At 64.0% G+C, this 20,957-nt stretch carries 20 protein-coding genes and 3 pseudogenes; 12 read left to right on the plus strand and 11 right to left on the minus strand.

Annotated elements, in window-relative coordinates; genetic code table 11:
- Positions 1 to 94 precede the first annotated feature (94 nt).
- A pseudogene (locus AC25MA_RS20885) lies at positions 95 to 999 on the plus strand (IS5 family transposase); the annotation flags it as partial.
- 279 nt (positions 1,000 to 1,278) lie between these two features.
- Here the strand turns inward: AC25MA_RS20885 and AC25MA_RS20890 are convergent.
- A complete protein-coding gene (locus AC25MA_RS20890) occupies positions 1,279 to 3,129 on the minus strand; it encodes an LTA synthase family protein (RefSeq protein WP_486972355.1) in 1,851 nt (616 codons plus the stop codon).
- Positions 3,130 to 3,255: 126 nt separating this feature from the next.
- On the opposite strand from AC25MA_RS20890, the pseudogene AC25MA_RS20895 reads away from it, so the two are divergent.
- Positions 3,256 to 3,468 (plus strand): annotated as a pseudogene (locus tag AC25MA_RS20895) (SDR family oxidoreductase); the annotation flags it as partial.
- Here the strand turns inward: AC25MA_RS20895 and AC25MA_RS20900 are convergent.
- Entirely contained in the window at positions 3,419 to 4,600 is a 1,182-nt protein-coding gene (locus AC25MA_RS20900) for an MFS transporter (RefSeq protein ID WP_486972356.1), read from the minus strand. The pseudogene AC25MA_RS20895 and the gene AC25MA_RS20900 sit on opposite strands and share 50 nt — an antisense overlap.
- Before the next feature lie 123 nt (positions 4,601 to 4,723).
- On the opposite strand from AC25MA_RS20900, the gene AC25MA_RS20905 reads away from it, so the two are divergent.
- From AC25MA_RS20905 to AC25MA_RS20915, 3 genes and pseudogenes are all read left to right on the plus strand, one after another.
- Positions 4,724 to 6,121, plus strand: a complete 1,398-nt coding sequence (locus AC25MA_RS20905; RefSeq protein WP_197866340.1) for an aminotransferase-like domain-containing protein — start codon at positions 4,724 to 4,726, stop codon at positions 6,119 to 6,121.
- A 969-nt stretch (positions 6,122 to 7,090) separates the two neighbouring features.
- Positions 7,091 to 7,318 (plus strand): annotated as a pseudogene (locus tag AC25MA_RS20910) (HAMP domain-containing protein); the annotation flags it as partial.
- Complete coding sequence (locus AC25MA_RS20915) at positions 7,313 to 8,176, plus strand: methyl-accepting chemotaxis protein (protein ID WP_374982302.1); 864 nt, start codon at positions 7,313 to 7,315, stop codon at positions 8,174 to 8,176. The pseudogene AC25MA_RS20910 and the gene AC25MA_RS20915, both read left to right, overlap by 6 nt.
- A 30-nt stretch (positions 8,177 to 8,206) precedes the next feature.
- On the opposite strand, the gene AC25MA_RS20920 is transcribed toward AC25MA_RS20915, so the two are convergent.
- The gene (locus AC25MA_RS20920; protein WP_486972357.1) at positions 8,207 to 9,397 is read right to left on the minus strand and encodes a benzoate/H(+) symporter BenE family transporter; all 1,191 of its coding nucleotides are present in this window, start codon (positions 9,395 to 9,397) and stop codon (positions 8,207 to 8,209) included.
- Between the two features lie 144 nt (positions 9,398 to 9,541).
- Here AC25MA_RS20920 and AC25MA_RS20925 point away from each other — a divergent pair, with 144 nt between their 5' ends.
- Positions 9,542 to 10,144, plus strand: coding sequence for a glutathione S-transferase family protein (locus tag AC25MA_RS20925; protein ID WP_263156106.1), 603 nt, complete (start codon positions 9,542 to 9,544; stop codon positions 10,142 to 10,144).
- 30 nt (positions 10,145 to 10,174) lie between these two features.
- Here AC25MA_RS20925 and AC25MA_RS20930 read toward each other — a convergent pair whose 3' ends face one another.
- From AC25MA_RS20930 to AC25MA_RS20950, 5 genes are all read right to left on the minus strand, one after another.
- Complete coding sequence (locus AC25MA_RS20930) at positions 10,175 to 10,546, minus strand: glutaredoxin family protein (RefSeq protein ID WP_486972358.1); 372 nt, start codon at positions 10,544 to 10,546, stop codon at positions 10,175 to 10,177.
- 58 nt (positions 10,547 to 10,604) lie between these two features.
- On the minus strand, positions 10,605 to 11,150 hold the full coding sequence (gene folE / locus AC25MA_RS20935) for a GTP cyclohydrolase I FolE (RefSeq protein WP_028691773.1): 546 nt from the start codon (positions 11,148 to 11,150) through the stop codon (positions 10,605 to 10,607).
- Between the two features lie 69 nt (positions 11,151 to 11,219).
- The gene (locus AC25MA_RS20940; RefSeq protein ID WP_062361568.1) at positions 11,220 to 11,780 is read right to left on the minus strand and encodes a Smr/MutS family protein; all 561 of its coding nucleotides are present in this window, start codon (positions 11,778 to 11,780) and stop codon (positions 11,220 to 11,222) included.
- A 116-nt stretch (positions 11,781 to 11,896) separates the two neighbouring features.
- Positions 11,897 to 12,217, minus strand: coding sequence for a hypothetical protein (locus AC25MA_RS20945; RefSeq protein ID WP_028691771.1), 321 nt, complete (start codon positions 12,215 to 12,217; stop codon positions 11,897 to 11,899).
- Between the two features lie 88 nt (positions 12,218 to 12,305).
- On the minus strand, positions 12,306 to 12,896 hold the full coding sequence (locus AC25MA_RS20950) for a cysteine hydrolase family protein (protein WP_028691770.1): 591 nt from the start codon (positions 12,894 to 12,896) through the stop codon (positions 12,306 to 12,308).
- 179 nt (positions 12,897 to 13,075) lie between these two features.
- Between AC25MA_RS20950 and prmB the strand changes: the two genes are divergently transcribed.
- Positions 13,076 to 13,984, plus strand: coding sequence for a 50S ribosomal protein L3 N(5)-glutamine methyltransferase (gene prmB / locus AC25MA_RS20955; RefSeq protein ID WP_028691769.1), 909 nt, complete (start codon positions 13,076 to 13,078; stop codon positions 13,982 to 13,984).
- A gap of 146 nt (positions 13,985 to 14,130) precedes the next feature.
- Here the strand turns inward: prmB and AC25MA_RS20960 are convergent, their stop codons facing one another.
- A complete protein-coding gene (locus AC25MA_RS20960) occupies positions 14,131 to 14,913 on the minus strand; it encodes a hypothetical protein (RefSeq protein ID WP_062361571.1) in 783 nt (260 codons plus the stop codon).
- Between the two features lie 151 nt (positions 14,914 to 15,064).
- A complete protein-coding gene (locus AC25MA_RS20965) occupies positions 15,065 to 16,024 on the minus strand; it encodes an alpha/beta hydrolase (RefSeq protein ID WP_486972359.1) in 960 nt (319 codons plus the stop codon).
- 152 nt (positions 16,025 to 16,176) lie between these two features.
- On the opposite strand from AC25MA_RS20965, the gene aroC reads away from it, so the two are divergent.
- The 3 genes from aroC (at position 16,177) to AC25MA_RS20980 (ending at position 19,081) form a co-directional block, all read left to right on the plus strand.
- Positions 16,177 to 17,262, plus strand: a complete 1,086-nt coding sequence (gene aroC, locus AC25MA_RS20970; RefSeq protein ID WP_028691766.1) for a chorismate synthase — start codon at positions 16,177 to 16,179, stop codon at positions 17,260 to 17,262.
- 128 nt (positions 17,263 to 17,390) lie between these two features.
- Positions 17,391 to 18,545, plus strand: a complete 1,155-nt coding sequence (locus AC25MA_RS20975) for an MFS transporter (RefSeq protein WP_486972360.1) — start codon at positions 17,391 to 17,393, stop codon at positions 18,543 to 18,545.
- A complete protein-coding gene (locus AC25MA_RS20980) occupies positions 18,545 to 19,081 on the plus strand; it encodes an oxidase (protein ID WP_486972361.1) in 537 nt (178 codons plus the stop codon). Before AC25MA_RS20975 ends, AC25MA_RS20980 begins: the two co-directional genes overlap by 1 nt.
- Before the next feature lie 80 nt (positions 19,082 to 19,161).
- On the opposite strand, the gene AC25MA_RS20985 is transcribed toward AC25MA_RS20980, so the two are convergent.
- On the minus strand, positions 19,162 to 19,434 hold the full coding sequence (locus AC25MA_RS20985) for a DUF3509 domain-containing protein (RefSeq protein ID WP_028691763.1): 273 nt from the start codon (positions 19,432 to 19,434) through the stop codon (positions 19,162 to 19,164).
- A 284-nt stretch (positions 19,435 to 19,718) separates the two neighbouring features.
- On the opposite strand from AC25MA_RS20985, the gene AC25MA_RS20990 reads away from it, so the two are divergent.
- Both AC25MA_RS20990 and AC25MA_RS20995 read left to right on the plus strand, forming a co-directional pair.
- Entirely contained in the window at positions 19,719 to 20,240 is a 522-nt protein-coding gene (locus tag AC25MA_RS20990) for an ankyrin repeat domain-containing protein (protein WP_028691762.1), read from the plus strand.
- A gap of 60 nt (positions 20,241 to 20,300) precedes the next feature.
- Positions 20,301 to 20,831 (plus strand): hypothetical protein, encoded by a 531-nt coding sequence (locus AC25MA_RS20995; RefSeq protein ID WP_062361581.1) that lies wholly within the window; start codon positions 20,301 to 20,303, stop codon positions 20,829 to 20,831.
- Positions 20,832 to 20,957: the final 126 nt, after the last annotated feature.

The following is a 20,957-nucleotide window of genomic DNA, read 5'->3' on the forward strand; positions in this document are numbered from 1 at the left end:
GCAGACTATGAAGCGCTACTGCCGTGGAACTGCTCGCCGGAGATGCCACGATAACTGCGACTTCCTATTCTCGGTAGGTGGGGTTCATGGATCGCTTACGCAGGTCGTACCGTGGAACGGTTTGCTGGCATTGATCGAGCCGCATTACCCAAAGGCGGCGATGGTCGCAAGCCGTACCCACTGGAAACCATGCTGCGTATCCACCTGCTGCAAAACTGACTTTCGCTGAGCGATCCGGCCATGGAAGAAGCACTGTGCGAAATCACTTCGATTCGCCAGTTTGCTCGACTGACGCTCAGCGCGCCGATTCCCGAAGACGCGACGATCATGAATTTCCGGCACCTGCTGGAGAAGCATCAGCTCGCGGCAGGGATTCTGGAAACCATCAACAACTACCTGCAAGACAAAGGCCTGTCGTTGCGTCAGGGCACGATTGTCGACGCCACCATCATCCACGCGCCCAGCTCGACCAAGAACAAGGAAGACAAGCGCGACCCGGAAATGCATCAGACGAAGAAGGGAAACCAATACTTCTTCGGCATGAAGGCGCATATCGGCGCCGATGCTGAGTCGGGTCTGGTGCATCGCGTCCACGGCGCCGCCGCCAACGTGGCTGACGTGACGGAGGTCGCTCATCTGTTGCTCGGTGACGAAAACATTGTCTGTGCTGGCGCGGGTTACACCGGCGTAGAGAAGCGGCCTGAGCACGACGGCCGGCAAGTGATCTGGCAAATCGCTGCGCGACGCAGCACCTACAAACACTTGAGCAAACGCAGTGTTCTCTACAAAGCCAAACGTCAGATCGAGAAGGTCAAAGCGCAGACACGGGCGAAAGTCGAGCATCCCTTTCGCGTGATCAAGCGCCAGTTTGGTTATGTGAAAACCCGCTTCCGTGGGTTGGCCAAGAACACGGCGCACCTAACCACGCTGTTTGTGCTGTCGAATCTGTGGATGGTGCGCTGGCATTTTTTGACTGCTGTGGGAGAGGTGCGCCCGTAAGGCTTGATGACCAGGGTTTTACCCTGGTTTTTCAATAATCAGCGCCTGTAAATCGAGCTTTTCTGAGGCTAAAAGTCATCCATTGTCGGTTGCTGGGCGACTTGTTCGGAGGTTCCCTAGATTTTACCGGTAGGGGCGAACACTATTTGGCTACGCCATGCTTGCATTTCACTGTATTGTTGTTTTCTGGGGAGGTGAGCTTACCTGCTCGCCAAGCCTCAGATGCCTCTCAAGCTCGCCTGGTATTTGGCGGCAAGTCGGTAGTGTGTTCGAATGTATTCATTGGATGGGCATATCCTTGAAGAGGATTGAGTGACTCGATTGATCACCGAACATCATGTCATACTGAATAGCTTGGTATTGCTGCAGTAGTGTTTCATGATGATCGCGCCAGTTTTCGATCCATTGGCCGTTATGCGTATGCAGGACGCGACGCTCGACTACAGGAAATGCATGTCTCACATCTTGCAGTATGCCAGAGTAGAAGGGGTGATGGATATTTAGCTTCTTCATTAGCAGGCTCGGAAGCAAGCTTGGACTGGTGAGTTCATCGATAGGGGCATTTTGATCTTCGGGTATGGAGGACCAGATGACCAGAGGCGTTCGATGTACGCTTACATAGTCTTTCGTACTCAGTTCTTCGGTTGGTGCATCGCTGATTAGGCCGGCCTGCCGGTAGGCAGAGAGATTTTTGCCTAAATAAGGTGTATGGTCACCAAAAAAAACCAGCAAGCTGGGGCGTGAGCGTTTGCTCAAGCGCTCGATCAGCAGGCTCAGGGCATTGTCTGTCTCAAGTATGCCTTGACTGAAGGTCTGAATGGCGTCTTGCTCATCAATTCTTGTGTCAAATTGGATTGGTACGGTCGGCTGTCCATATCGGCCTTTTTCATAAGGACCATGGTTCTGCATGGTGACGGCGAACAGTACGGCTGGCTTCGTCGCAGCCTCAAGGGTTTCATGCACACGTTCGAACAAGGCTCTGTCGCTAACAAATGGGCCTTTGGTAGTCAGTCCGGACATGTCCTCAAGTGCAAGGAAGTGGTCGAAGCCCAGATATTGATAGACGCTATCTCGATTCCAGAATTTTTTGTAATAGGGGTGGATGGCTATTGCTTCATAGCCTTGGGATTTAAGTGTCCAAATGAATGAGGGGGTGTTACGGCGCAAATAGTGCTGATAAGGTACGGAACCGTCTGGCAGGAATGCATTTGAAAAGCCAGTTAGAAATTCAAATTCCACATTTGAGGTATATCCACCCTGGCTGGGAGAAAAGAGATCACCGCCAGACAATGCGCGTATTGTTGGCATCGGGTCGATGCTCAGATGAGCCTCGGGCAGTCGGCTAGGGTCCCAGAACGCTTCACTCATGATAATGATGATATCCGGATGCTGCTCGCTATCTGCTGTGCCGGACTCAAGACTCGATGGTAGCGTTTTAGAAAGTTCATTGACTAGCACATCGCCTGAGATATGGGGGCGCTCAATCAACGCTGATTTCATGTTCATGGAAAATGCAAGAATAAAGCCTTTTTCTTTGTAGTTTTCAATCTGAACCCAAGATAAAGGCTGGATTTTCAAGGTGTCTCGTATCCACCTGATGCCGGGGGCAGTATTGACACTAATTGCCAGGGTTGCAACTATCAAAAGGCTGGCGGCAAGCATTGTTCGACCTGGGGGGTTACCTTGCTGTCGGCGGTAAATTAGGGTGGTGAGACGGAAGGTGATATAAAATAGAGCGAGGCCACAAATAGTCGAAATAATTACCTGTTTTAATTTTTCGCCGGCGAGCTCAGGTAGCAGGTTGTAGATGTGTTTGGCAAAAATGAAATCCCATGGATAAAGCGGCTCTGAGAGGTAATCAAGCTTCTGCCTGCTGACAAGAGCGATCAGTATGAGTGGCACCGCTAGGGGTAAGATCGAAACGTAGCGTCGCCGTGACAGAGTATCCAGCAGGACAAGTAGGCTAATCATCAGTAGTGCTGTCACACCTACCTCGCGATAGGAGGCTTGAAAGAAGTCCAGCGTGACTGGATTCAGTCCTGCGCTCCATTCAACTAGGCATATCAATAGCGCCGATAAACAAAGGTAAATCAGAATCTCGCGTAGAAAGAGAAACGGACTGCTAATCATGTTGTTGCTTTTCTCACTATTTATAGAAGCTGGGATAGATGTCGAGGGATGCCCGTTCGTGGATTCTATTTGGTCAACACAAGAATTTCGACTCTTTGTGTAGAAAACATTGCTGAAAGTCGCCGAGCGGTGTGCCCGGCGGTGATCGACACCGACATGTTCCGCCGCGCCTACGAGGCCGATCCGCGCAAGGCCGAGTTCGCCGCGGCGATGCATCCGGTCGGGCGCATCGGCAAGGTCGAGGAGATCGCCAGCGCGGTGCTGTACCTATGCAGCGATGGCGCGGCGTTCACGACGGGGCACAGCCTGACTGTCGATGGCGGCGCGTTGGCGATCTGACTGAGGTTATCCACAGGGTCAGTGCCACGGCTGCGCAGCCGAGCAGCAACACGCCGCCGAAGGCGGTCAGCGCCAGTCGCGAGCCGAGCCGGTCACTGAGCAGCCCGGTAAAGATCACCGGCAGGCTGAACCCCAGGTAGGCAAGCAGGAAGAACCCGGCACTGGCCCGGGTCTTCTCGCTCCCGGCCAGCTCATTCACCGCCGCCAAGCCGCCCAGGTAGATGAAGCCATAGCAGGCGCTGCTCGCGGCCACGGCGCCCAGCAGCACACCCAGCAGATTGCCGCTGTCAGCCCCCCAGGCCAGCAGCGCGTAGCTGCACGGCAGGATCAGCAGCCCCAGCAAGGTCGCCTGGGCACTGGCCAGGCGCCGGGCCAGCGGCTGGAACAGCAGGCCGCAGCTGATCACGCAGAAGGTCGAGAACCCCGACCAGGCGCTCAGCCCGTGCTGGCGTAGAATCCCTGGCAGCAGGGCGATCACCAGCCCGACACAAGCCCAGGCCAGCAGGATCGCCAGGCCATAGGCCAGGCTGCCGGCGGGGTAGCAGGGCAGGCGCAGCATGGCGCTGCGCTGCGCCGGGCGAGGGTCGGGCAGGCGCCAGACCAGAAGCAGGGCGACGGCGGCCAGCGCCAGTTGCAGGTGGAAGCTGCCGGGGGTGAGGGGCGGCCCGCTCAGCAGGAACAGGCTGGTCAGTGCCGCGCCCAGGCCGAAACCGAGCGACGTGCTGGCAGTGACCCAGGTGGCGGCGCGGCTATCGGCGTCCGGCGCCATCAGTTCGCTCATGTAGGCGGTGGCGGTGGCCGAGGCAAGGCCTGTGCTCAGCCCCAGGAACAGGCGCGCCAGGCCCAGCATCTGCAGGCTCGGTGCCAGCAGCATGAGCAGCGTGGCGACCATCGACAGGGCCAGCGCGACCAGGATCAGCGGGCGTCGGCCCACCCGGTCGGCCAAGCCGCCGAGGGCCAACAGCACCGGCAGCACGCCGAGCACATAGCCGGAGAAGGCCACGGCGGTCGCCGCCGCGCCTTGCCCGGACAGGTCGGCGTAGGTGATGTAAAGCGGGGCCTGCAGGTTCACCGCGAGGGTGATCAGGCACAGGGCGAAGGCCAGCAGGACTGGGGCATGGCGAGTGGGCATCGGTACGGATCCGCAAGGCAGTGACAGTGGTTGGCAGCATCGGCCTTGGCAGTGGTGCTCGCCAAGGCACACTCGCGGAGCATTTATGCTTAACTGTTTGCCTGAAAACAGCGAACACTTGCCATGCATTTTCATCTTGATCGTGATCTTCCCATCCCCTTGGTCCAGCAACTGACCGAGCACCTGCAGGCCTGGATCGAACAGCAGCGCCTGCGCCCCGGTGCGCGCTTGCCGTCGATCCGCGCGCTGGCCAAGGCCCAGGCGGTAAGCGCCTCCTGCGTAATCGAGGCCTACGACCGCCTGGCGGCCAACGGCTGGCTGCAGGCGCGGCATGGCGCGGGCTTCTTTGTCGCCGAGCGCAAACCGGGCCTGCGGCCCGACCCTGGGGAGTCCTGGGGTGAGGCGATCGACGGCAGTTGGCGGCAGTTTCGCGAAGGTCATGAACAATTGCTCAAGCTCGGCTGCGGCTGGCTGCCGGTGGCCTGGCGCGCCGAAGCCGAGCTGGCCCAGGCCATCCGCCAGGTCAGCCGCGGCGCGCCCGAGGCGCTATTCGACTACTGCCCGCCCCAGGGCCTGGCCAGCCTGCGTCTGCAACTGCACAAGGGGCTGGCGCGGCTGGATATCGCCGCCGAGCCGGAGCGGATCGTCACCACCCAGGGCGCCAGCCATGCCCTGGACCTGCTGGTGCGAACCTTGCTGAATCCGGGAGATACAGTGCTGGTGGAGCGCCCCGGCTATTACAATCTGTACAACTTGCTGCGCCTGCAAGGTGTGCACATGCTCGAGGTGCCGCGCACCGCCACTGGCCCGGACCTGGTGGTGCTCGAGCAGTTGCTGGCCGAGCACCAGCCCCGGTGCCTGTTCATCAACAGCCTGTACCAGAACCCGACTGGCACCTGCCTGACGCCCAAGGTGGCCTACCGCTTGCTGGAACTGGCCCGTGAGCATGACCTGCGGATCGTCGAGGACGATCTGTATGCGGACTTCCAGGACGGCCCGGCCACGCGCCTGGCGACCCTCGACAGCGAGCAGCGGGTGATCTACATCGGCAGTTTCTCCAAGACCCTAAGCAGTTCGTTGCGGGTCGGCTACCTGGTGGCCGACCCGCCGTTGATCGCGCGCCTGGCCGAACTGAAGATGGTGGCTGGCATTGGCACCTCGCGCTTCGCCGAACAGGTGGTCGGGCAGATGCTGGCCAATGGCGGCTACCGCAAGAGCGTGCAGCGTCTGCGATTGCGCTTGGGTCAGCACCGGGCCACGACCCTGGGGCAGCTGGAGGCCTGCGGCTGGGAGGTGTTTTGCGAGCCGGTAGGCGGCATGTTCGTATGGGCCCGGGTGCCTGGGCGCGACTTTGCCGAGCTGGAGCGATTGGCGCTGGAGCATGCGGTGCTGCTCACCCCGGGCAGCGCCTTCGATCCGCAGGGGCGGGCCAGTGACTGGCTGCGGATCAATGTCGCCTATGGACAGGATTCCCGGGCCCAGGCGTTTTTCCGGCATGCGGGGCGACCTCCGGCAGTCTGAAAGCGACACGCTCATAGCTAAATGACACCATTCGCGCGCCCGCCCCTTGTGACGAGGTCGGCGCCATTGTCACTCTTGCCGTTGGCAGAGGGCCAAAAGGAGAGGAGGGCGGTGATGACGGCGACCAAGCACGGTGTATTGGCCAACCTGGGCATGGCGCGCAAGCTGGGCCTGGGTTTCGCCCTGGTGTTGCTGCTCACCCTGGTGGTGGCCGCCATCGGTGTGTACGCCCTGGGCAACGTCGGCCAGCGCTTCGAGGAGCTGCGGCAGATGGCCCAGTTCAACACTGACCTGTTAAAGCTGCGCCAGCACGAACAGGCCTTCGCCCTGCGCTCGGACGTCAAGGAGGCCGATGCCCTGCGTACTGGCCTGCAGGGGCTGGTGGAGCGGGCCCGCGCGGTGCCGGCGCTGTCTTGGGCCGAGGCCGACCTTAACGCCTACGGGCAGGCCTTCGATCAGTTCGTCCAGGCCGTGCAGGCCAAGGAGCTGGCGCTGGACATGGCCAGCTGGTCGGTGTCGAGCGTGGCCAACAACCTCGATGTTCTACAGGCCGGATTGGCCGACGATGGCACCTATACCCTCAAGCAGTCCCAGGGGCAGCAGGGCGGTGAGTTCCTCGAGCAGGCCGGGCAGGTGGCGCAGGTGTCGCGGCTGATGCTGCAGGCCATGGACGAGGCCCGGGTACGCCTGGAGCAGAGCCGCAAGGGCGGCGAGGCCGTTGCCGAGGGGCGCATCGCCCAAACGGTGGAGGCGGCCGGCCTGGTGGAGCAGCTCAAGTCGGCGGTCACCGACGCCGGCTACCAGAGCGTGCTGGGCGAAGTGGCCGGGCATATCGCGAGTTTTTCCGAAAAACTCAACGAGTACACCGACCTGCTGGGCCAGGAGCGGGGGATCAAGGATCAGTTGCAGGCCCGGGCCGAGCAGGTCACCACGCGGGTCGACCAGGCCTACGTCGCCCAGGAGCAGGCCATGCAGGCGGAGCTTGCGCGCAACACCGTGGCCATCGCCGCGGCCACGGCCCTGGCTCTGCTGGTAGGCGTGCTGGCGGCCTGGTTGATCACCCGCGCCGTGGTCGCGCCGCTCAAGCGGGTGATCAGCCGTGCCCGGCGCATTGCCGCAGGCGAGTTGGGTATCGAGGCCGAGCCGCCGCGTGCCGACGAGGTCGGTCAACTGCTGCAGGCCATGCAGCAGATGGCCGAGGGGCTGTCGGGCATCGTCAGTGGCCTGCAGCAGGGTATCGATCAGCTGGCCGGCAGCGCCCAGGCCTTGTCGGCGGTGACCGAGCAGACCAACCGCGAAGTGGGCAGCCAGAAGGACGAGACCGAGCAGGTGGCCACCGCCATGCAGCAGATGACCGCGACGGTTCACGATGTGGCGCGCAACGCCGAGCAGGCAGCCCAGGCGGCCCAGGATGCCGACGACAAGGTCGAGTCGGGGCAGCAGGTGGTACGCCAGAGCATGCAGCGCATCGAGCAGCTGGCGGTGGCGGCTGAAACCGCCAGCAGTGGTATCGACAGTCTCAGCGCCGAGATCCATACCATCGGTGATGTGCTGGAGGTGATCAAGAGCGTGGCTGAACAGACCAACCTGCTGGCGCTCAACGCGGCGATCGAGGCGGCCCGCGCCGGCGAGCAGGGCCGTGGCTTCGCCGTGGTGGCCGATGAAGTGCGCGCGCTGGCCCGGCGTACCCAGCAGTCCACCGAGGAGATCGAACGGCTGGTCGCCAGCCTGCGCGGCAACGCCCAGCAGTCGGTGACGCAGATCCGTGGCAGTACCGAGCTGGTGCGCCTGGCGGTCGCCGACACGCTGCAGACCGAGAGCGCTCTGGGCAGCATCGCCGCGGCGGTGTCGTTGATCCAGCAGATGAATCAGCAGATTGCTGCGGCGGCCGAGCAGCAAAGTTCGGTGGCGGAGGAAATCAGCCGCAGCGTCACCCAGATCCGTGGCAGCGCCGACCAGGCGGCGCTGGCGATGCAGGACAATGCCCGCTCAAGCGTCGAGCTGGCGCAGTTGGGCAGTGACCTGAAGGGGATGGTGGGGCACTTTCGCCTGTGATTGGCTGTGGCTTGCCCCGCGATAGCGTTGTCAGCCCCTGCGCGGACTGAGGATCAGCAAGGTCAGCACCCCCGCCACGATCCCCCAGAACGCCGAGCCGATCGAGAACAGAGTGAACCCCGACGCCGTGACCATGAAGGTGATCAGCGCCGCCTCGCGCTCGCGCGCCTCGCCCATGGCCACGCTCAGGCCGTTCATGATCGAGCCGAACAGCGCCAGGGCGGCGATCGACAGCACCAGTTCCTTGGGCAGGGCGCCGAACAGCGCCGCCAGGGTCGCGCCGAAGGTGCCGGCGATGCCGTAGAAGATCCCGCACCACACCGCCGCCGTGTAGCGCTTGGCCGGGTCTTCATGGGCATGCGGCCCGGTGCAGATCGCCGCGCTGATCGCCGCCAGGTTGATGCCGTGGGAGCCGAACGGCGCCAGCAGCAGCGAGGCGAACCCGGTGGCCGAGATCAGCGGCGAGGCCTGCACCTGGTAGCCGTCGGCGCGCAGCACGGCGACGCCGGGCATGTTCTGTGAGGTCATGGCCACCACGAACAGTGGGATGCCGATACTGATGGTCGCCGCCAGCGAGAAGCTCGGCGTGGTCCACACCGGAGTGGCGATCTCCAGCTGGAAGCCGCTGAAGTCCAGCAGCCCCAGGGTGCCGGACAGCGCCGTGCCGACCAGCAGAGCGGCCAGCACGCAGTAGCGCGGTGACAGGCGCTTGACCAGCAGGTAGCTGAAGAACATGCCCAGCACCAGCACCGTGCGATGCTGGGCGGCGACGAAGATTTCGCTGCCGATCTTGAACAGGATGCCGGCCAGCAGGGCCGAGGCGAGCGAGGCGGGGATGCGCCGCACCAGGCGCTCGAAACTGCCGGTCAGGCCGCATATCAGCACCAGCACGGCGCAGGTGATATAGGCGCCGATGGCCTCGCCGTAGGTGACGCCACCGAGGCTGGTGATCAGCAGCGCCGCGCCGGGTGTCGACCAGGCCACGGTGACCGGGGTACGGTAGCGCAGCGACAGGCCGATGCTGCACACCGCCATGCCGATCGACAGGGCCCAGATCCACGACGAGATCTGCGCGCTGGTCAGGCCGGCGGCCTGGCCGGCCTGGAACATCAGCACGAGCGAGCTGGTATAGCCGGTGAGCATGGCGATGAAGCCGGCGACGACCGCCGATGGGGAGCTGTCCGCCAGCGGCCGCAGGCGCGCGGAGGTGGCATCGGTCATGGGGAATTCCTTGTACAGGTGTAAGCAGTTTTTTCAGGCTACCGTGCAATGGCGTGATCCTTGCCATACAGCAGGCATTGCATTTAGCCGTACAGTCGCCAACTATGGGGTATTACTGCGCAACTGCGTGAATGGGGAGGGGCGATGTACAAGGTGTATGGGGATTACCAGTCGGGCAACTGCTACAAGGTCAAGCTGATGCTGAGCCTGCTCGACCGTCCGTATGAGTGGCACCCGGTGGATATTCTCAAGGGCGAGACCGAAACCCCCGCGTTCCTGGCCATGAACCCCAACGGCAAGGTGCCGGTGCTCAAGCTCGAGGACGGCACGTGCTTGTGGGAGTCCAACGCGATTCTCAACTACCTGGCCGATGGCAGCGAGTTCCTGCCCAGCGAGCCACGCTTGCGTACCCAGGTCCTGCAGTGGCAGTTCTTCGAGCAGTACAGCCACGAGCCGTACATTGCCGTGGCGCGCTTCATCCAGTTCTACCTGGGCTTGCCCGACGAGCGCCTGGAGGAGTACAGGGGGCTGCACAAGGGCGGCTACAAGGCGCTCAAGGTGATGAACAAACAGCTGGAAATGACGCCTTACCTGGTCGGTGAGCAATACTCGATTGCCGATGTGGCGTTGTACGCCTATACCCATGTGGCGCATCAGGGGGGCTTTGACCTGACTGAATATCCGGCGGTGAAAGCCTGGCTGGCGCGGGTGGCCAGTCATCCACGGCATGTGCCGATGGTGGATTGACCGGCCTCATTGCACCCTGTGTAGGAGCGGTCAGGCCGCCGCGAAGCGTTTGTCCAGATAGGCAATGATGTCCTTGGACTCATACATCCAGGTCACCTTGCCGTCCTCCTCGATCCGCAGGCACGGTACCTTCACCCGGCCGCCGCCTTCGAGCAGCGCCTGGCGGTGCTGCGGGTCGTTCTTGGCATCGCGCAGTGCCACCGGTACGTTCAGGCGGTGCAAGGTGCGACGGGTCTTCACGCAGAACGGGCAGGCGTGGAACTGGTACAGCGCCAGGTCCTTGGCCTGCTGCTCGACCTGGGCCTGGGCCGAGGCATCGCGCTGTTTTTTCGCCGGGCGACTGATCCAGTCGCCGAACACGATTAGCTGGCCGAGGCCGACTCGCAGGGCTTTGACGATCATGGGCAACTCCTGAAATGAAAAAGCCGACCCCATGGGGTCGGCTCGGAACACAGGCCGATCACTTGATCAGGCTGAGGAACTCGCTGCGGGTGGAGGCGTTCTCGCGGAACTCGCCGAGCATCACCGAGGTGAGCATTGTCGAGTTCTGCTTTTCGACACCGCGCATCATCATGCACATGTGCTTGGCCTCGATGACCACCGCCACGCCCGCGGCGCCGGTCACCTGCTGCACGGCCTCGGCGATCTGGCGGCTGAGGTTTTCCTGGATCTGCAGGCGACGGGCGTACATGTCGACGATCCGCGCCACCTTGGACAGGCCAAGCACCTTGCCCTTGGGCAGGTAGGCCACGTGGGCCTTGCCGATGAACGGCAGCATGTGGTGTTCGCACATCGAGTACAGCTCGATATCCCGGACCAGCACCATTTCGCTGTTGTCGGAGGTGAACAACGCGCCGTTGGTCACTTCTTCCAGGGTTTGCTCATAACCGCGGCAAAGGTATTTCATGGCCTTTGCGGCCCGCTTGGGCGTGTCGAGCAGGCCCTCGCGGGAGACGTCCTCGCCGATCTGGCTGAGGATCGCGGTGTAGTTTTGTTCCAGGGACATGGATCTACCTGTGGAAAATTTCGCAAAGACGAAGGGTACGGCGGCGACGGCGGCGCTGCAAGCGCGATGTCACTCGTCGCGGCCTTCGAGCATGGTTCGCTTGAGCATTACGTACACCGCGCCGGTACCGCCGTGGCGGGCCTGGCATGAGGCGAAGCCGAGCACCTGCGGGTGCTGGCGCAGCCAGGTGTTGACGTGGCTCTTGATCATCGGGCGCTTGCCGTCCAGGCGCGCGGCCTTGCCGTGGGTGACGCGCACGCAGCGCACTTCGAGCTTGGTCGCCTCGGCGATGAAGTCCCAAAGTGTCTCGCGGGCCTTCTCGACGCTCATGCCATGCAAGTCGAGGCTGCCCTCGAAGGCGATCTGGCCGAGCTTGAGCTTGCGGATCTGGGTTTCCTGGACGCCGTCGCGGCGCCACATCAGTTCATCCTCGGCGCCAACGTCGATGACGAACTGGTCGGACAGGCCATCAATCACCAGCGGCTGGTCGCTGCGGACGGTCGCCGCCTGGCGCAGACCGGCCAGCTGCTTGCGGTCGGCCTTGGGTTTGCCGACTTCGGCGCGGTCGTGCTTGATCGGCTTGACGCCCTGCACTTGGCTGCGGAAGAGGGAAAAGTCGTCGTCTTGCATGGTGCCTCCACGTGGGCGGCGTAGTTTACGCGACTGTGCGTCGGAGTGAAGCCTTGAGCTGTGCGCTGTTATGTGCAGGAGCACAAGGCTGCGCCTACAGGGGAGGTGTGAGTGTGTCAGTCGTGCTTCTTCATCAGGTGCGGCGACAGGTTCAACTCGCGGCCACGGCGCAGACGGATGCGGCTGCGTCGCCAGACACGAACGCCGATCCACAGCAGCAGCAACCCGACCACGACGAGAATCGCCGACAGTGGGCGGTTGGCATTGAGCTCGGCCAGCGCGGCGTAATTGCCCAGCAGGCCGGCGAAGCCGGCCATGGCGAGCAGTATGCCCAGGGTGGCCAGCAGCACGGATAGGGCGGCGGCAACCCGCGCGCCCCAGTTGCTAGGCTCGCGCTGGCGCAGGCGCTTGGCATCGAAACTGCCTTTGAGCTTCATTCGAATTCCTCAGGATCTGGTAGAGCTGATCCGGATTTCGACCTGCGGGTCACCTTGGGGTTCCGCCCGTCCGCCGGGCGGTCGTGGTTCAGACCAGGCTGGCGGTGGGGGCGACGCAGGCGAAATTGTCGGCCATCACGGCCATTTCGCACTGGTGGATCTGCGCGGCGGGGATCACGGTGTCCTTCAGGGCCAGGTCGCGGGTCGCCGAGGCGTCTTCCACCAGGGTGCAGCGATAACCATAGTCCTTGGCGCGGCGCACGGTGGTGCTGACGCTGGAGTGGCTCATGAAACCGCAGACGATCAGGTCGAGGTGGCCGAGCTCCTGCAGCGTTTCGTGCAGCTTGGTGTTCTTGAAGGCGTTGGGCATGCGCTTTTCGATGACGATCTCACCGGCGCGCGGCTCCAGGCCCGGGATGAACTCGCCCGCCGGGCCCTGGGGGTCGAAGCGACCGCCGACGGTGCCGAGGTGGCGCACGTGGATGATCGGGCGGCCGGCCTTGCGGGCGGCATCGAGCAACCTGGCAATGTTCGCCACGGCCTCGTCCATGCCCGACAGCGCCAGCGGACCGCTCAGGTATTCCTTCTGCGCGTCGATGACGATCAGGCTGGCTTGGCCCAGCTTGGCCGGCGGGTAGTCGCGGCCAGTGAGGCGGAACATCGTGGTTGGAACGGACATCAAGGGCTCCTTGGGGAGGGCTTTTGTGCTCCTATTCTCCCTTGCCTTGACGCCAATGTGAATGGTTGACAGCGCAGGCAGCGTGGTTGCTGGCTTGTGGCTATCGGTTTGGCCATCGGAGGAAACAAATGTGTGGTGTGGGCTGTTAGACTTTTGTCCTGTCTGAAAAGGAGTACCCCGTGATCACATCCCGCCTGCGCACCCTGCGCGACCATATCCGCTGGGCGGTCAGCCGCTTCCATGAGCATGAGCTGTTCTTCGGCCACGGTGCCGACAACGCCTGGGACGAAGCCCGCCTGCTGGTGCTCGGCGCGGTGCACCTACCCTGGGAGGTGGCCGACAGCTACCTGGACTGCGCGCTGGAGGATGACGAAACGGTACGCCTGCAGCACCTGCTCAAGCGCCGTATCGAAGAGCGCGTGCCCACCGCCTACTTGCTGGGCGAGGCCTGGTTCTGCGGCATGTCGTTCATCGTCGACGAGCGGGTGCTGGTACCGCGCTCGCCCATCGGCGAATTGATCGAGAAACGCTTTGAGCCGTGGCTGGCTGCGGAGCCTGCGCGCATCCTCGACCTGTGCACCGGCTCCGGCTGCATCGGCATCGTCGCCGCCGAGGTGTTCCAGGACGCCGAGGTGGTGTTGGCCGACCTGTCCTTTGACGCGCTGGAGGTGGCTAACCAGAACATCGAGCGCCATGGCCTCGATGAGCGGGTGTACACCGTGCAGGGCGATGGTTTCGCCGGCCTGCCGGGGCAACGCTTCGATCTGATCCTGTCCAATCCGCCGTATGTCGATGCCGAGGATTTCGGCGACATGCCGGCCGAGTATCACCACGAGCCCGAGCTGGGCCTGGCCTGCGGCAACGATGGCCTGGACCTGGTGCGGCGCATGCTGGCCGAGGCGGCCGACCACTTGACCGACAAGGGCCTGATGATCGTCGAGGTGGGCAACAGCCAGGTGCACGTCGAGTCGCTCTATCCCGAGGTGGACTTCGCCTGGCTGGAGTTCGAGCGCGGTGGGCACGGGGTGTTCATGCTGACGGCCGAGCAGTGCCGGCAACATCAGGAGCTGTTCAAGGCGCGGGTCTGACGGATTCACACCGCCCCTGAAGCGGCCTTGCGTCGCGAAAGGGGCAGCGTAGCAGCCCCCAGGATTCAGTGTTGATGTAAAGATTGCTGGGGCCGCTTTGCGGCCCTTTCGCGACGCAAGGCCGCTCAGGGATCGCGTGGGGCGGGTCAGCGGGTGGCGATCCAGATCAGCAACCCGGCCTGGAATACCGCGAACGCCACCAGGCAGGTGATGGTGAAGCGCAGGCCGCTGTCCTCGCGGCGGTACTTGGCCACGCGCTCGTCACGTTCGCGTAACTGGGCTTCCTTCTCCATCAGGTTCTGCTCGGCTTGCTGCAGCATGCCGGCGGCCTCGAGATTGTCCACGCGCTGGACCTTCTCGGTGTTCCAGCCGCCCTTGAGCTGGCCCACTGGCGTTTCCACCAAGCGCCCCTTGAGCAGTTGGCCGTCGGTGTACTCCACCGCCAGGCCGACACTGCTCAGCACGCGGTCGCGGCGCAGGCGGGTGTCTTCGTTCAGAGCGTCCTTGTTCGGCAAGCTCATACCCTCGACCTGATAGTGCGAGCAACGCTGCTGCAGCCACTGCACCGCCTGCGCCAGTAGGTAGCGGCCAAGGCCACGGTTCAGCGGCTCCAGCTGCAGGCCGGCCGGGTCGCCGATGCGCACTGTGCGCGTTTCATGGTCAACGCGGATGTCCAGCTGGTTCTGCTCCTTGCGCACCTTCTGCCCCGGCAGGCGGATTTCCATGCGCAGCAGGCTGTGGGCCTTGTCGTGGCGCTCGGCGTAGCCGAACTGGACAAATCGCAGGGGGCGGGCGCCGCTGTTGCGGTCGGTCGGCAGCGGCGCCAGGCGCAGCAACTGGAAGTGCTCGGCTGCAAGCTCCGCCCAGGGCAGCGGGGCGCTTTCCGGGGCTTGTTCTTCGGTCGCCTCGGCGGCGGGGGCATCGGTCATCAGGGAATCCTCAGGTGCACGGCGGCCGGGTGCCATTACCTGCAAGGACATCGCAGATGTGGGCTTGCCCGCGATTCGGGCGCGCATGCCCCCGGATCACTGCCTTCTTAGCCGCGTTATCGGCAGGCCAAGCCAATACCTGAGGGTGCTTTCAGGCCTGCGGCAGCCCGTGGATGAACAGGACGATGCGCTCTCCCAGCTCTCGGGCCAGCGGTAATTCAGGATTGCGGTAGCTGTCCCGCTGTTGGTCCATCTCCCGAGGGCTGATGCGCAGCATGTGGTTCATGCCGTCGATCAGCGCCAGTTGGGCGTCGGGCTTGGCGGCCTTGAGGCGCTCGGCGTCGGCCACCTCCACCTGGATGTCGTTGCGGCCCTGGACGATCAGCGCGGGCACCTTGAGCCGGGCGAACGCCGCCGCCGGGTCCTGATGCAGCAGGGTGATCAGGTACGGCTGCACGCTGGGGCGGAACACCTGACGCAGCGGAGCGGGCACGTCGAGGCTGGTCTGCCCGGCCTGCAACCGGTCGATCAGCGCCACGCCCCCGGCCAGTTGCGCCGGGGGCAGGCGCAGGGCCAGTTGTTCGCGCAGCACATCAGCCACCGGCCGGCCGCTGCCGGCCAAGGTGATCACCGCGCTGGCGCCGGCCTGCTCGGCGGCCAGGCTGGCGATCAGCGCGCCTTCGCTGTGGCCGACCAGGATCAGTGGGCCGAAGCGCGGGTCCTGGCGCAACGCGCGCCCCCAGGCCACCACATCGGCGACATAGCGTTCGACGCTGAGGTCGCGCTCGTCGGGCGTGGCCGGCTGGCTGGCGGCCACGCCACGCTTGTCGAAGCGCACGCTGGCGATGTGCTCGCCGGCCAGAAACAGGGCCAGGCGCTTGAGGTTGTCGATGCGTCCGGAGGCGGGGTTGTTGCCATCGCGGTCGGTAGGGCCGGAGCCGGCGATGATCAGCACCACCGGCGGTGGGATGGCTTGTTGCGGCAGCAGCATGCTGCCATGCAGCACGCCCTGGCCGGTGTCCAGGTCGATGGGGCGTTGCAGCACGGTGGGGGCTGCCTGGGCGAGGCTGGCGCAGAACAGCAGGAGCAGGGCGGCGAGGCGCGACTTCATGGATGGGGGACTACATGGGAAGTTGATGTTTCGACCTTGGGCCAAGCTGAAGGTTCGCGGGGCTCGTCGCCGGGCAAGCACGGCCCCCAAATCCCCGCTGTTTTCCGTATACTGCCGGTTTCGACCACTTCAGGCAGATTCGCGGAGCGTCCATGTCCGGCAATACCTACGGCAAGCTGTTCACTGTCACCACCGCTGGCGAGAGCCATGGTCCGGCGTTGGTCGCCATTGTCGACGGCTGCCCGCCAGGCCTGGAAATCTCGCTCGCCGACCTGCAGCACGACCTCGACCGGCGCAAGCCCGGCACCAGCCGGCACACCACCCAGCGTCAGGAGCCGGACGAAGTGGAGATCCTCTCCGGCGTATTCGAAGGCCGCACCACCGGTTGCTCGATCGGGCTTCTGATTCGCAACACCGACCAGAAGTCCAAGGACTATTCGGCGATCAAGGACCTCTTCCGCCCGGCCCACGCCGACTACACCTACCACCACAAGTACGGTATCCGCGACTACCGCGGCGGTGGCCGCAGCTCGGCGCGCGAAACCGCGATGCGTGTGGCGGCTGGCGCCATCGCCAAGAAGTACCTGGCCACCCAGGGCATCCGCGTGCGCGGCTACATGAGCCAGCTCGGCCCGATCGAGATCCCGTTCAAGACCTGGGACTCGGTCGAGCAGAACGCTTTCTTCAGCCCCGACCCGGACAAGGTGCCGGAGCTCGAGGCCTACATGGACCAGCTGCGCCGTGACCAGGACTCGGTGGGAGCGAAGATCACCGTGGTCGCCGAAGGCGTGATGCCGGGCCTGGGCGAGCCGATCTTCGACCGCCTCGACGCGGAGCTTGCCCATGCGCTGATGAGCATCAACGCGGTCAAGGGCGTGGAAATCGGCGCCGGCTTTGCCAGCGTCGCCCAGCGTGGCACCGAGCACCGTGACGAACTGACCCCGGAGGGCTTCCTCAGCAACAATGCCGGCGGCATCCTCGGCGGTATCTCTTCGGGCCAGCCGATCGTCGCCCACCTGGCGCTCAAGCCGACCTCGAGCATCACCACCCCGGGCCGCTCGATCGACGTCGACGGCAACCCGGTCGAGGTGATTACCAAGGGCCGTCACGACCCGTGCGTGGGCATCCGCGCCACGCCGATCGCCGAGGCGATGATGGCCATCGCCTTGATGGACCACCTGCTGCGCCACCGGGCGCAGAATGCCGATGTTCGGGTAGATACGCCGGTCTTGCGTTGATCGACTCATCCTGGGGCCGCGTGGCGGCCCATCGCGATACAAGGCCGCACCCACAGGATGCATGCGGATCCTATGGGTGCGGCCTTGTGTCGCGAAAGGGGTGCGCAGCGCCCCCACAGGGTTGAAGCATGCCCCCGATCCCCTACTGGCGCCTCTCCAGCTTCTACCTCTTCTACTTCGCCCTGCTCGGTTCCACTGCGCCGTTCCTGGCCCTTTATTTCGACCACCTTGGTTTCTCCCCTGCACGCATCGGCGAGCTGGTGGCCATCCCCATGTTGATGCGCTGCATCGCTCCCAACCTGTGGGGCTGGCTGGGCGACCGCAGCGGCCAGCGCCTGCTGATCGTGCGCCTGGGCGCGCTGGCGACACTGGCGACCTTTTCGCTGATCTTCTTCGCCAAGAGCTATGCCTGGCTGGCGATGGTCATGGCCCTGCACGCGTTCTTCTGGCATGCGGTGCTGCCGCAGTTCGAGGTGATTACCCTGGCCCACTTGCATGGCCAGACGGCGCGCTACAGCCAGGTGCGGTTATGGGGCTCGATCGGCTTCATCCTCGCGGTGGTCGGGCTTGGGCGCCTGTTCGAATGGCTGAGTCTGGACATCTACCCGGTGGCGCTGGTGGCGATCATGGCCGGGATTGTCGCCGCCAGCCTCTGGGTGCCCAACGCGCAACCTGTGGAGCAGACCGAGCGGCGCGGGGCAGGGGGCTTCCTCGCGCAGGTGCGGGCACCCGGCGTGCTGGCCTTCTATGTGTGCGTGGCCCTCATGCAGCTCAGCCACGGGCCGTACTACACCTTCCTCACCCTGCACCTGGAGCATCTGGGCTACAGCCGTGGTGCCATCGGTCTGCTGTGGGCGCTCGGAGTGGTGGCCGAGGTACTGGTGTTCATGGCCATGAGCCGGATCTTTGCCCGTTTTTCCGTGCGCAAGGTGCTTCTGGCCAGCTTTGTGCTGGCCGCCTTGCGCTGGTGGCTGCTGGGCAACCTGGCGGATATCCCGGCAGTGCTGGTGTTCGCCCAGATGCTGCACGCGGCCACGTTCGGCTGCTTCCACGCCGCGGCCATCGCCTTCGTCCAGGCCAGTTTCGGCGCCCGCCAGCAGGGCCAGGGCCAGGCGTTGTACGCGGCGCTCTCGGGCACCGGCGGCGCGTTGGGCGCCCTGTACTCGGGCTACAGCTGGAAATTGCTGGGCCCGCACTTCACCTTTGGTATGGCCAGCGTCGCGGCGCTCGCGGCAGCCGTTATCATTGCCTTCCGACTCAAAGACAGCAGGAACCACCCCTGATGAGCATCCTCAGCGTATTCGACCCGTCCAGCCCGGAACTGCCGCACAAGGTGCTGACCCACCACGACGACATCGCCGCGACCCTGGCCGAGCAGGGCGTGCGCTTCGGCCGCTGGCAGTCTGGTGCGCGCCTGCGCCCGGGCAGCAGCCAGGATGAGGTGGTCGCCGCGTGCCGTGGGCCGCTCGACCATTTGATGACTGCCCATGGCAGCCGGGTGTTTGGCGTGCTCAGCCGCGATGGCGACGACCCGAGCCAGGCTGACCTGCGCGACGAGCATGTGCATGACGGCGAGGAAGTGTTCGCGTTGATCAGCGGGCGCGGCCAGGTCAGCCTGCGCCTGGGGGATGCGGTGTACGCCGTGCTGTGCGAGAAGGATGATGTGCTGGTGGTGCCGGCCGGCACGCGCCGCTGGCTGGACCTAGGCGCCACGCCGTTCTGCCTGGCCCTGCGTCTGTTCGCCAGTGACTCGGCGGTGCCGCCGCGGTTCACCGGCGATGCCACGGCCCGGCAATTTGCCGGACTCGACGAATTCTAAAGGAATTGGCTCGCGGGGCCGCCTGTGCTCACGCTGTCCTTGGGTGAGCGCAGGCATGTCCCGCGAAGAGGGTTACGCGATCAGCGGTAGGTCGGCAGGGCGAAGCGCTGCTGGCTCTGCAGCATCGAGATTACCGGCAGCTCGCTTGGCTGCCCGGCCAGGTCGCGGCGGATGGCGCTGATCGCCCAGGACAGTTGCTCGGCACTGTGCAGTTGCGCGTAGGTCAGCACGCGGCGGGTCACCACGCCGTCGCTGGCGCGCAGCGTCAGCAGGACACCACCGTCCGGACGCGGCTGAGTGGTGACCTGGTAGGCGGCGAAAACCGAGGCAAATTTTTCCTGGATGAGGTCCATATCAACTCCTGACTGTTGTACTGGCAGACTTGAGTTGATATTGCAGTGACCGTGCCAGCCTTTTACTTGAAAAAAATCCTTTTAAATCAATGATTTAAATTTGTTTGCTCAAGTTTGTGCATTGCAATCTGCACGCCCGTGCATTTTGCACAGTGCATTTTGCACGGTCATGGTCTGGCCATGGTCATAGCCTGGCTCTGTGCCGCCGATAGAATCTGAACCTTGGACCGCTCGCCGTTGCCTGATGGACACTTGGCCCATTGCCAGATGCCAGGAGGTTCCCGATGTCCGATCACCAGCCCGCCACCATGACCGCCGAAGAAACCGCGGCCTTCGCCGACGAGGTCTTCGAGCGCGCCCGCCGCGGCGACGCGACGATGCTCGGCCGCTTGCTTGACGGTGGCCTGCCCGCCGACCTGCGCAACCACAAGGGCGACACCTTGTTGATGTTGGCCAGCTACCATGGCCACCACGACGCCGTGCGGGTGCTGCTGGCCCATGGCGCCGATCCGTTGATTGCCAATGACAACGGCCAGTTGCCGATTGCCGGCGCTGCCTTCAAGGGCGATCTGGCCATGATCCGCCTGCTGCTCGAGCACGGCGTGCCGGTGGATGCCGCCGCCGCGGACGGCCGCACCGCGCTGATGCTGGCGGCGATGTTCAACCGCCTGGAGATCATCGACTACCTGCTGGCCCAGGGGGCCGATCCGACACGGCGTGACGCGGCCGGCGCCACCGCGCTGACGGCCGCGCGCACCATGGGCGCGGTGGATGCCGCCGCACGCCTGGAGGCGAAGGCCGGCTAACCCTTCGGGGGCGTTTGCGGCTATCCTTGGCGCCTTTCACGCCAACCCGCAGGGCCCCCCATGAAAGACCAGTTGCTCGAACTCATCCGCCTCATCGGCGCCGGCTGCATGCGCGATGAGGACATCGAGCGCATCGCCGCCGAGGCCGCCCAGGCCTACGCCGACCCCGCCGCCTTCCTCGCCGCCAACCCGGACATCAACTATGACGACACCTTCCCGTTCCCGCTGGGTGAATGGGTGGTGGTCGGCAGCCTGCCCGACACCGTGCTGTTCCAGGCCGACAGCTACCAGGACCTGTTCCAGCAGATCAGCGACTCGTTCGACAAGAGCGTGCCGTTCACCCTCAAGCCCAAGCAACTGGCGCGCACCGAGGCGCTGACCGCGCTCAACCGCATCCAGGTGCAGATGGGCGCGTTGAACAAGGAAGCCGGGGGCTACGTGCTGCTGAATTTCAGCCAGTTGCTCGATGACGAGCTGCAAATGGTGATGGTGGGGCAGAACGACCTGGCCCGTGTGCTGGAGTTGGGTGAGGCAGTCGGCATCAAGGTGGAGCCGGCGCTGGAGGCGCTGAAGGTGGCGGTGCACGTCTAAGCAACGAATTTTGCACCTTCCCCTGTAGGTGCGGCCTTGTATCGCGAAAGGGGTGCGAAGCGCCCCGAGGATTCGTGTATCAAGCTGATATCGCTGGGGCTGCTTCGCAGCCCTTTCGCGACACAA

It is taken from the genome of Pseudomonas sp. P65(2024) (assembly GCF_057480955.1).